The sequence below is a fragment of the Cyanobium sp. L1E-Cus genome, assembly GCF_024345755.1.
In the GTDB taxonomy this organism is placed as follows: domain Bacteria; phylum Cyanobacteriota; class Cyanobacteriia; order PCC-6307; family Cyanobiaceae; genus Cyanobium_A; species Cyanobium_A usitatum.
This window is the reverse complement of sequence record NZ_JAGQBS010000015.1, coordinates 1-12,284: the sequence shown is the minus strand read 5'-3', so window position 1 is coordinate 12,284 and position 12,284 is coordinate 1. Positions and strand designations below refer to the sequence as shown.

At 65.4% G+C, this 12,284-nt stretch carries 12 protein-coding genes; 7 read left to right on the top strand and 5 right to left on the bottom strand.

Features of this window, described 5'->3' with window-relative positions; genetic code table 11:
• Window positions 1-33 precede the first annotated feature (33 nt).
• Genes KBZ22_RS12195 through pepN form a run of 3 tightly spaced genes read left to right on the top strand, consistent with a single transcriptional unit; the run spans window position 34 to window position 3,757 of the window.
• Window positions 34-594 (top strand): hypothetical protein, encoded by a 561-nt coding sequence (locus KBZ22_RS12195; RefSeq protein ID WP_255022158.1) that lies wholly within the window; start codon window positions 34-36, stop codon window positions 592-594.
• Window positions 594-1,094 (top strand): cAMP phosphodiesterase, encoded by a 501-nt coding sequence (locus KBZ22_RS12190; protein ID WP_255022157.1) that lies wholly within the window; start codon window positions 594-596, stop codon window positions 1,092-1,094. Before KBZ22_RS12195 ends, KBZ22_RS12190 begins: the two co-directional genes overlap by 1 nt.
• Before the next feature lie 5 nt (window positions 1,095-1,099).
• On the top strand, window positions 1,100-3,757 hold the full coding sequence (pepN, locus tag KBZ22_RS12185; RefSeq protein WP_255022156.1) for an aminopeptidase N: 2,658 nt from the start codon (window positions 1,100-1,102) through the stop codon (window positions 3,755-3,757).
• On the opposite strand, the gene KBZ22_RS12180 is transcribed toward pepN, so the two are convergent.
• Both KBZ22_RS12180 and KBZ22_RS12175 read right to left on the bottom strand, forming a co-directional pair.
• A complete protein-coding gene (locus KBZ22_RS12180) occupies window positions 3,758-4,954 on the bottom strand; it encodes a glycoside hydrolase family 10 protein (protein ID WP_396112068.1) in 1,197 nt (398 codons plus the stop codon).
• A 47-nt stretch (window positions 4,955-5,001) separates the two neighbouring features.
• Window positions 5,002-6,009 (bottom strand): ribose-phosphate pyrophosphokinase, encoded by a 1,008-nt coding sequence (locus KBZ22_RS12175; RefSeq protein ID WP_254998464.1) that lies wholly within the window; start codon window positions 6,007-6,009, stop codon window positions 5,002-5,004.
• Window positions 6,010-6,077: 68 nt separating this feature from the next.
• On the opposite strand from KBZ22_RS12175, the gene KBZ22_RS12170 reads away from it, so the two are divergent.
• Window positions 6,078-6,581, top strand: coding sequence for a hypothetical protein (locus KBZ22_RS12170; protein ID WP_255022155.1), 504 nt, complete (start codon window positions 6,078-6,080; stop codon window positions 6,579-6,581).
• Here the strand turns inward: KBZ22_RS12170 and KBZ22_RS12165 are convergent.
• Complete coding sequence (locus KBZ22_RS12165) at window positions 6,564-7,559, bottom strand: LCP family protein (RefSeq protein WP_255022154.1); 996 nt, start codon at window positions 7,557-7,559, stop codon at window positions 6,564-6,566. The genes KBZ22_RS12170 and KBZ22_RS12165 overlap by 18 nt on opposite strands.
• Before the next feature lie 91 nt (window positions 7,560-7,650).
• Here KBZ22_RS12165 and KBZ22_RS12160 point away from each other — a divergent pair, with 91 nt between their 5' ends.
• Complete coding sequence (locus KBZ22_RS12160) at window positions 7,651-8,847, top strand: Coenzyme F420 hydrogenase/dehydrogenase, beta subunit C-terminal domain (RefSeq protein ID WP_255022153.1); 1,197 nt, start codon at window positions 7,651-7,653, stop codon at window positions 8,845-8,847.
• Window positions 8,844-10,370, top strand: a complete 1,527-nt coding sequence (malQ, locus tag KBZ22_RS12155; protein ID WP_255022152.1) for a 4-alpha-glucanotransferase — start codon at window positions 8,844-8,846, stop codon at window positions 10,368-10,370. The genes KBZ22_RS12160 and malQ overlap by 4 nt, the downstream gene beginning before the upstream one ends.
• On the opposite strand, the gene KBZ22_RS12150 is transcribed toward malQ, so the two are convergent.
• Both KBZ22_RS12150 and KBZ22_RS12145 read right to left on the bottom strand, forming a co-directional pair.
• Window positions 10,334-11,146: a helix-turn-helix transcriptional regulator gene (locus KBZ22_RS12150; protein WP_255022151.1), complete on the bottom strand. Its 813-nt coding sequence runs from the start codon at window positions 11,144-11,146 to the stop codon at window positions 10,334-10,336. The genes malQ and KBZ22_RS12150 overlap by 37 nt on opposite strands.
• A 146-nt stretch (window positions 11,147-11,292) precedes the next feature.
• Window positions 11,293-12,024: a pseudouridine synthase gene (locus tag KBZ22_RS12145; RefSeq protein ID WP_254961393.1), complete on the bottom strand. Its 732-nt coding sequence runs from the start codon at window positions 12,022-12,024 to the stop codon at window positions 11,293-11,295.
• A gap of 70 nt (window positions 12,025-12,094) precedes the next feature.
• On the opposite strand from KBZ22_RS12145, the gene KBZ22_RS12140 reads away from it, so the two are divergent.
• Window positions 12,095-12,284, top strand: a 190-nt coding sequence (locus KBZ22_RS12140) for a sigma-70 factor domain-containing protein (protein WP_315858616.1), incomplete at its 3' end; no start/stop codon positions are given.

Here is a 12,284-nt window from a genome sequence, read left to right as displayed (position 1 = left end):
AACCAATGCCGTGCGCCCTAGGGCCGGGATGTCATGAGCATGCCTTCAAATTCCAGTCCAGTGGCGCCGCGCCCCAGGATTCAGCTCGACAGCAATACAAGGCGCTGGTTTGCCCGCAACCTGGGCCTGTGGCGCTCGCGCCGGCTGTATTTATTTGAGGATGGGGAGGCGCTGCGGCTCGACATGATGCTGCGGGTGGAGATATTCAGTGAGCCGGTGGAGGGTGATGCTGCCTATCGCTTCACTTGGTGGCCCGAGCAGGAGTTCGAATTCTTCGAGAAAAAGCCCAGCTACGTGCCCACTGGCACCATGGAGGCCAATCTCTGCGGTCACCAGCTCAGCCGCAGCTCCGGCTACTTGAGCGGCGCCCCCACCAAAAGTCAGATCCGCCAGGTGGATGAGCACGAGCTGATTTTTGAATCCCACTATCAGGAGTGGGACATCCTTGAGCACACTCGCCTGGTCGACCAAGACCGCTACCGCTCCCGTTCGATCTACTCCTGGAAGAACGGCGCCCTGGATGTGGCCGAAACCCACCACGAGATCAGAGTTGAAGAAGCGGGGGCGCCCATCCCGCACGACGCCCTGCCTTGATGCAGCAGCATGCAGTCAGCAATTTTTCTTTTCCGGTGTTCCTGATGCCCCGTAGTTTTCTGGCTCCCCTGCTGCTGCTTCCCCTGCTGCTGGTCCCGGCAGCAGCCCTGGCAGCTCCAGCCACTGAGGCGGAAATGAACCTCTACACCCGGATTGCAGCCGTAAACGTTTGCATTGCCCGGGGGGCAGGGGTGCCCTTCGATAAAGCGGTGGGCATTGCTGGCGAAACCATCGCCCAGCTGATTCAGGGCCAGCACGATGGCGTGATCAGCCAGGTGGGAGCTAAGCCGCTCAGCATCGACGACCTGCGCAAGGGATCAATCAACTCGGCTGTCCTCGGTGCCGCTGAGATCTGCCCCAAGGAGGTGCCAGCAGATGTGATGGCAAAGGTGCAGGACGCCATCAAGCAGTCGCCCGATGCCAAGCCAGCAGTGAAGCCCGCTACTTCTAAGCCCGCCACCCCTAAGCCCGCTACTCCTAAGCCCAATACCACTAAGTAATTCCCATGCCCCTCGTGCGCCTCGCCGATTACCGTCCGGCGCCGTATCTGCTTGAGCGCACCGATCTGACGGTGCAGCTCCACTCCGGCCACACCGAGGTGCTGGCCCAGCTGGCCTTCGTGCCCAATCCGCTGGCCCAGTCGGGACCGTTGGTGCTCCAGGGCGTCGACTTGGAGCTGCTGGAATTGCGTCTCGATGGCGAGCTCCTGCCGGCTGAGGCCTTTGAGCTCAGCGCCGACCAGCTGGTGATCACCCAGCCTCCCGCTGGGGTTTTTCAGCTGCAGAGCCGGGTGCGCATCCACCCGGAAACCAACAGCACCCTTGAAGGGCTCTACGCCAGTGGCGGGCTGTTCACGACCCAGTGCGAAGCAGAGGGATTTCGGCGTATCACCTTTCACCCCGACCGCCCCGATCTGCTCAGTCGCTTTCAGGTGCGGATCGAAGCCGATCGGGCCAGCTGTCCGGTGCTGCTCTCAAACGGCAATTGCCTAGACAGTGGCGACCTCGATGCCGGGCGCCACTTCGCTATTTGGGACGACCCCTTCCCCAAACCCTCCTATTTGTTTGCCCTAGTGGCGGGCCAGCTTGAGGAGGTGAAAGACAGCTTCACCACCGCCAGCGGCCGGGCCGTGGCCCTGCGTATCCACGTGGAACCCGGCGATGCGCCTTACACCGCCCACGCCATGGCGTCCCTGAAACGCTCGATGGCCTGGGACGAGCAGCGCTACGGCCTCGAATACGACCTCGATGAGTTCAACATCGTGGCGGTGCGTCACTTCAATATGGGCGCAATGGAGAATAAAAGCCTCAATATCTTTAATTCCAAGCTGGTGCTAGCCGACGCCGAAACCGCTACTGATGGCGAGCTTGAGCGGATCGAGAGCGTGATTGCCCACGAGTATTTCCACAACTGGACAGGTAATCGCATTACCTGCCGCGACTGGTTCCAGCTTTCGCTTAAAGAAGGCCTAACAGTGTTTCGCGACCAGAGCTTCACGGAAGATATGCATGGTGCGGCATTGAATCGCATCGAAAATGTTTCTATGTTGCGCAATAGCCAGTTTCGTGAAGATGCCGGCCCCACGGCCCATCCCGTTCAGCCTGATGCCTATCAGGCGATCGACAACTTCTACACCACCACGATCTACGAAAAGGGATCGGAACTTATTCGTATGTTGCACACCCTGCTGGGTGAGGAGGCGTTCATGCGGGGGATGGCGCTCTATGTGAGCCGCCACGACGGCACCGCCGCCACCTGCGAAGACTTCGTGCAGGCCATGCAGGATGCCGCCCCCGTGCCGCCGCCCTTTGATTTCGCCCAATTTCGCCGCTGGTATCACCAGGCCGGCACGCCGCGGCTGCACATCCAGCGCCACTGGGATGGCGAAACGGGCGTGCTCGAGCTGCAGGTGCAACAACACACCCCAGTGACACCCGGCCAGAGCGACAAGCAGCCGCTGGTGATTCCCCTCGCCCTGGGGCTGCTGGGTCAGGGCGGCGAATCCCTCCCCGTGCGGATCGAGGGAGAACCAGACCCAGCCCGACTAGCTGGAGATGGCACCCGCCTGCTGGTGATCGACCAGCCCCAGCAGAACCTGCGCTTGGTGGGACTCCCTCGCCAGCACCATCCCCCGGCCCTTTCTCTACTGCGCCATTTTTCAGCGCCGGTGATCCTGGAAATGGGCCGGCCCACCGCCGAGTTGGTGCACCTGCTGGCTGCCGATAGCGATCCTTTTGCCCGCTGGGATGCGGGCCAGGTGCTGCTGCGCCAAGCCGTGCTGGCCCGCGCCGCAGGCAGCGCCGATGGCCTGCTGGAAGAGGAGCTGATCGATGCCTTCGGCCGGATCCTGGCCGATCCCTCCCTATCCGAGGCCAGCCGCAGCGTGTTGCTGGCCCTGCCAGGTTTGCCCGAGCTGGAAGATGCCGCCGTTGCCGTTGGCGCTGAGCCCGATCCGCCGGCCCTGTTTGCGGCGCTGCTTGCCCTGCAGCAGCGTTTTGGTGCGGACTTGGCCGTGCCCCTGAGCGCTGCCCTGGAGCGCTGCACGCCCCAGTGGAGCCTGGCCTGGCCCGCTGGCAATGGCGATCGCCTGCTTACGGGCACCGTGTGGAGCTGGCGGGTGGCCGCCGGTGATGCGCAGGTTGCGGCGGCCGCAGCGGCGGCGGTGCACGGCCCCTCGATGACCCTGGCCCGCGCTGGCCTCAGGGCCCTGCAGTGCCAACCAATCGCTGAGCGCCAGCAGGCGGTGGAAACCTTTTACCAACGTTGGCAGCACAAGCCGGTGATCCTTGATGCCTGGTTTGCCTTAGAAGCATCTGCGCCCTTTGCCGATGGCTTGGAGCGGGTGGCTCGCCTGCTGGAACATCCCCGCTTTGATCCCGCGGCGCCCAATTCGGTGCGGGCCGTGCTCGGGGGGCTCGCCGGTAATACGGCGGTGTTCCATGCCGCCGATGGCTCCGGCTACCGCTTCATGGCAGCTCGCATCGCCGATCTCGACCAGCGCAACCCGATCACAGCCTCGCGCCTGGCCAAGGTGTTTAGCCGTTGGCAGAGCTACGGACCAGTCCGTTCAGCCGCGATGCACGCAGCCCTCGAGCAGCTGGCGGCAGCATCTCTCTCCCCAAACACCGGTGAGGTGGTTAGTCAGTGCCTGGGCGCAAACTAATCAGCGCCGCTGCGGCAGATCTACCGGCGGAGGGGGCATGGGCGCCCCCTTGAGGCTCTGGTGCAGCTGGCGAAAGGCAGCTTTGCGGTAGGCAGCCCCCTCAGGCCCGGCGTGCAAACCCCAAAGGCCCTCCCAATAGAAATAGATCACGCCATGGCCCCGCTGCAGCGACAGCTGGGCTTTCTGGGCCAGGGTCGCCATGGTTGGGGTACGGCCACCGAAGCCCGCCAGGATGCCGATCTCCACAGGCATGCCCCAGCTGCGCGCCTTCACCAGAGCCGGTTGGTTGAGGTCCTTTTCGAAGCCCTTCACCGAGTGGGCGTAGTTCTGCACTACGAGGTCGTCGATCAGCTCGCCCAAGGACCAAAGCTCCCAGTCCTGCAGCCAGTGGTTGTAAGCAAAGCGGAAGGGGCCCGGCGAGAGGCTGATCACCGTGCCAGAGGGCTTGAGCTGGCCCCGCAGCTCCCGCAGCAGGGCGGTGAGCTGCTGACGCCGCCAGCGCATCCAGGCCCGATCCGTGTGGTCGTTTGGCGGCTCCCGGCCCGTGGCCGCCCGGAATAGTTCGCGGCTGTAGGGGTCGTAGCCCAGCTCCACCGGCCAGGCGAAGTGATCGTCGAGTTGGATGCCATCGACGCTGCAGCGCTGCACGATTTCGCCGATCAGGCCAAGAAAGCGCTGCCGCACCCCCGGGTGGGCCGGGTTGAGCCACACCATTGGCTTGCCGTGCATGACCATCTCAGTGCTGCCATCCCGGCGCTGCAGCACCCAATCGGGGTTTTGGCGCACCACGGCTGCGTCGGCAGGCTCCATCAGGCCGTACTCAAACCAGGGGATCACCTGCAGGCCGCGGCGATGGGCGGCCTTGGTGAAGCGGCAGATCGGATCGAGGTTGGGGTTGGCCTTCTCCAGGGCCGGCTCCATCGGCGCGTGGCGGGAGCGGTGGAAGGTGGTGCCCCGGCTCCACACGTTTGGATAGAGGGTGTTGAAGCCCGCTTCGGCCAGCTCCTGCACCGCCCGATCGATGCGGGCGGGGTCGTAGTAGAGGGGGCTGGGGCTATTGGTGAGCCACACGCCGATGCGCCGGGGCGGAGCTGGCTGCGTTTGGGCCAGCAGTGGAGCGGTGGCAGCCCAAGGCAGGGTGAGCAAAATGCTCGCCGCAGCTGGCAAAAAGGCCTTTAAGCGGGCGAAACGACTCAACTTCACCGGAACTGCCCTCAGCGGAACTGGTTTCAGCGGAACTGCCCTCAGCGGAACATTGAGCTCACCGAGCTCTCCTCGTGGATGCGCCAGATCGCTTCGCCGAGCATCTTGGCCACCGAGAGCACTTGCAGCTGGGGGAAGCGGTCTTCATCGCGGCGGGGAATGCTGTTGGTGACAAGCACCTCCTCGAACAACCCAGGCTCCGACATCCGCTCGATTGCCGGTGGGGAAAACACCGCATGGCTGGCGCAGGCCAGCACCCGGGTTGCCCCCCGCTGCCGCAGCAGCCGGGCACCGGCACAGATCGTGCCGCCGGTGTCGATCATGTCGTCGATCAGGATTGCGGTCTTGCCCACCACATCGCCAATCACGGTGAGGCTTTCGGCCACGTTGTGACCGGAGCGACGCTTGTCGATGATCGCCAGGGGAGCGTCATTCATCTGCTTGGCGAAGGCCCGGGCCCGCGCTACCCCGCCCACGTCCGGGGACACCACCACCACTTCGCCAAGGTCGCGGGTGCGCAAATAGTCGACCAGCACCGGCGAGCCATAGATGTGGTCGCAGGGGATGTCGAAATAGCCCTGGATCTGGGCGGAGTGCAGGTCCATGGCAAGCACCCGATCCACCCCTGATTTAGCCAGCAGGTTGGCAACGAGTTTGGCGGTGATCGATTCCCGTCCGGCGGTCTTGCGGTCGGCACGGGCATAGCCGTAATACGGAACTACTGCGGTGATCTGCCGGGCCGAGGCCCGCTTGCAGGCATCCACCATGATCAGCAGCTCCATTAGGTGATCGTTCACCGGGGCGCAGGTGGGCTGGATCAGGAAGACATCGCAGCCGCGGATCGACTCCTGAATCTGGATATAAAGCTCGCCGTCTGCGAAGCGTTTGATCACCCGCGGCCCATCTGGCACGCCCAGATAGGTGCCAATTTCTTTAGCTAGTGCTTGGTTGGCGGTGCCACTGAACAGCCGCAGCCTCCGGGTGTCGTGATTCGACTGGCTCGCGCTGCCCTGGGGTGCCACGCGATCAGCGGTCAGAAAACTGGTCACGGCGGGCGCTAACGCGTCGGCTGAAACCTGATGGTAGAAGCGAGCCCGCCCACCTAGTACAAAAATCCATGACTCTTTCCCTGCCTGGTCGGCAACGCCCGTTGGTGCTGGTGGGAGCTGGTGCAGGGGCTGCGGTGGCGGCGCTGCAAGCAGAAGCGGGGCCATCGCTGGCCTTGGCCCTGGGCCTGCCCTGGGGCAAACCGCTCGCAATTGAGCAACCGCCCCAATCGCTGGCCTCCCTGGCTGAGCTGGGACCAGGCCTGGTGCCCTTGCCGCTTGATCCCGGCCTGGTTTTGCAGGGATACGGCCACTGGGCCGAGGCCCTTGGGGCCTGGCGCCAGCCGGTGCTGCTGCTGCTGACGGCCGAGCAGCTGCAGACGGGCCTGCCGGCCGCGATGGCGGCCCTGCTGGCCCAGTGGCAAGTGCCCTTGGCCGGGCTGGTGCAGGCCGGTGGCCCCTGGCAGCCAGACCTGCGCCGCGGCGATGGCCTGCCCTGGTTGGGAACCCTGGAGGAGCCTTTTGACCTGGCCCCTGCTTTGGCCCTGCGCTGGGAGCTATTGCTGAGCCGTTGAGGTGGTCGCTGCCGGCCAGAGGGGCTCAGGGGCGCTGCTGCTGATCTCGCGCAGGCTCAGTTTTCCCCCTCGGCTGCTGTTGGGTTCCGGTGCCGGTTCGGGTGCCGGGGCGAGGGGCAGGCTGGTGAATTGCACGTTCTCGGCCTGAGCTAGGCCAGCCGCCAGCAGGCTCAGGGTCTCTGGCTGGCTCAAGTTGGTGACAACCCCCTGGTTGTTGAGTGATTTGAGCAAATTGGCAAGTTGGCCCAGCTGTTCCGGCATGGCCAGCTCCCGCAGCAGGCTGCGCACCACCAGCTGCTGGTTGTCCTGGCGACTCTCCTCAGGCCGGTCTGGATCTCGGTAGCGCACCAGTTGCTCCACCTGGTTGCCCTTGAGCCGTTGCAGCCCGCCCTGAAGGTTGATGCTGAAGCGCTGGCTCTTGTCGTTGTAGCGAAGAGCCAGGGTGGGATTGGCGGCGATGCTGCCCAGGCCATCCACCAGGCTGCGCAGGTTGGAGCGTCCCAGCACCAAAAAGCGCGCTGGCTGGCCCGAGTCGAGGCCCACCAGGTTGCGCACCGCATCAGCGGTGAGGGCTACGCCGCCGATGCGATAAAGGCTGCCGAGACTCTGGGGGCGTTTTTGGCCCGGTAGTTGCACGGCCAGGTTGGGCGGCAGGCTGAGCACCTGCAGGGGCCCCTGGGGATTAACCCGCACCAGCAGCAGGGCATCGGCGTTGGCTGCCCCCCGGGGAGCGGCCTTGTTGAGCGGATCCCCGGGACGCTCGCTGTCCAGGCCGATCACCAGCAGGGTGATGCTGCGGTTGGGGGGCTTGGCCAGGTCGGCTGGCGTCAGCTGCTGCAGCGGTTCTGTGGCACGGTCGCCTATGGGCCAGAGCACACCGATCAGACCAGCGCCCATGGCCATGCCCACGGCTAACGCACCCAGCCGCAACAGGGTGGGTCCCCGGCGGGGTTGGCTTGGGGCGGAACGTCGGGCCATGGGGGCTTGTCGGCAAACCACTTTGGCCCAAGCCTCTACGCCTTGCACCCGATAGGTTGTTGCGGCGCAGATGCGATGGGGAAATCCGCTGATGGCTGCAAGTGCTCCCCATGAGCGCGCCCGGCCCCTGGCCAAGGGCAGCGTCTATCCCGCCAAAGATTTATGCAGCCAGTGCGGTCTGTGTGACAGCCGCTGGGTTGCTTACGTGAAAAACAGCTGCGCCTTTCTGGAGCAGCGTTTTGAGGCTATGGAGGCTGCGGCCCATGGCCGTAGCCGCGACCTCGACAACGAGGAGGAGCTTTATTTCGGGGTGCAGCAGCGCATGCTCACCGCCCGGCTCCAGCAACCGATCGAAGGGGCCCAGTGGACCGGGATCGTCAGCCGCATCGGTGTGCGGGCCCTGGAAACTGGCCTGGTCGACGCCGTGCTTTGCGTTGGCCAAAGCGAGGAGGATCGCTTCACGCCCGTGCCCCGCCTCGCCCGCACCCCGGAGGAGGTGCTCAGCGCCCGGGTGAATAAGCCCACCTTGTCCCCAAATCTGGAGGTGCTAGAGCAGCTGCCCGGCAGCGGCATCCGCAAGCTGCTGGCGATCGGCGTGGGCTGCCAGATCCAGGCCCTGCGGGCGGTGCAACCCACCCTGCCCCTCGACGAGCTCTACGTGCTGGGCTTGCCCTGCGTAGACAACGTCAGTCGAGCGGGCCTGCAGACCTTCCTCGACAGCACCGTCAGCTCGCCAGAAACGGTGGTCCACTACGAGTTCATGCAGGACTTCCGCATCCACTTCCGCCACAGCGACGGCCGCGAGGAAACGGTGCCCTTCTTTGGGCTGGACACACCCAAGCTCAAGGATGTATTTGCTCCGAGTTGTTTGAGCTGTTTCGACTACACCAACGCCGGCGCCGATCTGGTGGTGGGCTACATGGGCGCGACCTTCGGCAGCCAATGGCTCACGGTGCGCAACCCCAGGGGCCAGTTGCTGCTGGATCTGGTGGAGGAGGAGCTTGACGTGGCCCCTGTCACCTCCAGTGGTGAGCGGTTTGCGGCGGTGCAGCAGGGCATCGAGGCCTACGACAAGGCCCTGAAGCTGCCCATGTGGCTGGCCAACCTGATCGGTTTGGTGGTGCAGCGGCTTGGGCCGAAGGGCCTGGAATATGGCCGCTTTTCGATCGACTCCCACTTCACCCGCAACGCCCTCTGGTTGCGGCGTAACCACCCAGAAAAGCTCGAAGCCCACATTCCGGCGTTTGCCAAGGCCATCATTAGTCGATATCGGCTGCCGGCCTCGTGAATCAGGCCCACCGCCATGCCGGGGTGCTGCTGCACCCCACCTCCCTGCCCGGTAAGGGTGGTTGCGGCAGCTTTGGCCAGGCTGCCCACGATTGGCTTGACCTCCTCGGTCGCCATCGCATTGGCGTTTGGCAACTGCTGCCCCTTGCTCCCCCCGACGGCACTGGTTCGCCCTACAGCTCCCCTAGCGGCTCAGCCCTCAACCCCTGGCTGCTGGATGGTGAGCGGTTGCAGCAGGAGGGTTTCCTGGAGCCCCATGACTTAGAGGCCCTACCTGGAGCTGCGATGGCGGCCGGGCCGATGGATTTGTCTGTGGTTGCGGCCCGCAGTACGGCTCTGGGGGAGGCCCTGGCCCGCCGCTGGGGCGCCCAGCCGGCAGAGCAGCAACGGGCTTTTGCCCGCTGGCGGCGCAGCCAACGGCGCTGGTTGCCAGACCACGCCCTATTCATGGTGATCCGTCGGCTCCAAGGCGGCCAGCCCTGGTGGCAGTGGCCGGCGCCCCTGGCCCAGCGTCAGCGCCGCGCCTTAGCGCGAATTGCCACCGAGCGCGCCGACTGGCTGCTGCAGGAGCAGCTGCTTCAGTGGCAGCTGCAGCGCCAGTGGCAGCTGCTGCGCCGTCAGGCAAGTCAGGCCGGCGTGCAGCTGCTGGGAGACCTGCCGTTTTATGTGGCTCACGACAGCGCCGATGTCTGGGCCCACCGCTCGTTGTTCTCCCTGCGCTCCGATGGCTCGCTCACGGCCCAGAGCGGCGTGCCGCCCGACTACTTCTCGGCCACCGGCCAGCTATGGGGCACCCCTGTTTATCGCTGGCCCAGACACCTGCTCAGCGGCTTTAGCTGGTGGCTGGCCCGCCTGCAGCGCCAATTCGAACTGTTTGACCAGCTGCGGCTCGATCACTTCCGCGCTCTGGAGTCTTTTTGGAGCGTGCCCGGTGATGCACTCACCGCCGAAAACGGAAGCTGGCGCTGGTTTCCAGGCTGGCCGTTGCTGGCCTTGCTCTGGCTGCGCCGCGGCAGGCACCTGCCCCTAATTGCTGAGGATCTTGGTGTGATCACCCCGGCGGTGGAGGCCTTGCGTGATGGCTTCGGTTTGCCAGGCATGAAGATCCTGCAGTTCGCCTTTGATGGCGACTCCACCAATCCCTACCTACCAGCCAACATCCGCGGTCGCCGCTGGGTGGTGTACACCGGCACCCACGACAACGCCACCAGCGTTGGCTGGTGGCAGAGCCTCGGTGACGACGCCCGTCAGCGGCTGGCCGAGGCGGTGGGTGCACCGATCACGGCGCCGGCCTGGCAGCTGCTGGAGCTGGCCCTGGCCAGTCCTGCCGACCTAGCGGTTGTGCCCCTTCAGGATCTGCTGGAGCTCGATGACCGGGCCCGCTTCAATACCCCAGGCACCAGCTCGGGCAACTGGACTTGGCGCCTGCAGCAGCCGGTGGCCAGCCTGGACGGGGCCCTGCAGGGCTATGGCGCCATGGCGGCGAGCTACGGCCGGGCTGCGTCTGCTGGTGAGCTGAACTGACCGGGCTGGCCCTTTACTGGCTGCAGGGGCGAGCCGTTCCAGCTCACTAGATCGCCGGCGCTGGGTGGAGGGTTGAGGCTGAGTCGGAAGCTGCCACTGAGGGGCAGGCTGATGCTGCCGCTGCTGTTACGCAGGTTGGTGCGAATTCCGCTGGCGCTCTCCAGCGTGAGCTGGCTGGGCTGGCTTAATTGCAGCTCCAGCACTCCGGCAGCTGGAATTTGGCTTGGCTTTGCCCGCCGCAGTTGCCCAACCCCCTGGCCCCTGGCGGCCAGCTCCAGGGGGCGCAGCTCGGGATAAAGCTGCAGTAGGGCTTGATCAGCCCGCGGCGGTTTGGCCTGGTCAGCGGCAGGCAGGGGCGAAATCGGCCGTAGTGCCAGCAGCCCCCGGGCTGCCAGTTGCTGCTGCTGCAGGTTCACCGCGTAGATCAGTCCCAGGGTCAGTAGGCCGTAGAGCAGGGTGCCCTGCCAGGTGGTGAATACATCGATCGAGCCCGGCGTGAAACGACGCAGCAGGGGCTCTCGCTTTTGGCCCTGGAAACGGCGGTGTTGCTCGCTGCTGGGCAGCGCCGTTTCCAGGCTGCCCGCTGGCAGCTCTAGGTGTCGCTCGATCAGCGGCACCATGGTGCGTAGGTAGGTGGCCTCCGGTAGCCGGTCGCGCCAGCCTCGCTCTAGGGCTTCCAGCACTGCCGCGCTGATGCGTGTTTGCAGAGCGAGGTCCCGCAGGCTCAGGCCCCGTTCCTCGCGCCGCAGCCGCAGCCGCTGGCCTGCTGCCAGCAACGGATCAGCCGGAGCCTCAGCAGGCCCACTTGGGGCCGCTGATTGTCCAGGGCGCCACCAGCAGCCGGGGCTCCACCAGCTTCCAGGGCGCCACCAGCGGCCGGGGCGGCCTCGCGGGCGCTTTGGTGGCAGCGGGGTGGAGGCGCTCAGGGTGGGGGCGTGGGATTAAGCAGTTGCCATTCTTGGCGATCGAGGCGCCGCCAGCGACCTTCGGGCAATGCGCCCAGCTGCAGGGGGCCGATTGCAAGCCGCTGCAGATCGAGCACGGGGTGGCCAAGGGCCTCGGCGGTGCGCCGGATCTGACGGTTGCGTCCCTCTCCCATCCGCAGTTCGATTTCGGTTGCCTGGGGGCGCCTTTGAATCAGCACCAGCCCCACCGGTTGGCTGGCCTGGCCATCAAGGGGCACTCCGGCAGCCCAGCGCTCCAGCACTCGGTCCTCCGGTTGGCCCTTCACCCACACCCTGTAAGTCTTGCGGTGGCCGTAGCGGGGATGGGTGAGCCGCAGGGTCACCTCCCCCTGGTTGCTGAGCAGCAGGGCGCCGCGGCTGTTGGCATCGAGCCGGCCCACCGGGTGGAGTCCACTGCCGTGGCGCAGTTCGGCTGGCAGCAGGTCCAGCACGGTGGTTCGCCCCTCGGGATCGTGGCAGCTGCAAACCACTCCCACCGGTTTGTTGAGCAGCAGCAGTAGGGGCTGGGGCCGGGCCGCCAGGGGCTCTCCCCGCACGGTGATGCGATCGCGCTCGGGGTCGGCCCGATCGCCCAGCTGGGCCACGGCACCATTTACCTGCACCAGGCCTTGGTCCAGCAGCTGTTCTGCCTGTCGACGGGAGCAGAGCCCGGCGTTGGCTATCAGTTTTTGCAGCCGTTCAGTGGGCATGCCACCCATGTTCGCCCTTAAAAAGAATGGTAGGTTTGCGAAACCAAAGAGTTTCGTAAACCGGCTAGCCATGTCCGCCCTGCCCGTTCTTGGCTCCAGCCCCAGTGCCGGTGCTGTCTCGGCCCAATCAGGTGGCGACCTGGTGCGTAGCTACCTGCGGGACATCGGGCGAGTGCCGCTGCTGTCCCATGAGCAGGAGATCACGCTGGGTCGCCAGGTGCAGGAGCTGGTGGGTTTAGAGGAGCTGGAGCTGGAGCTGG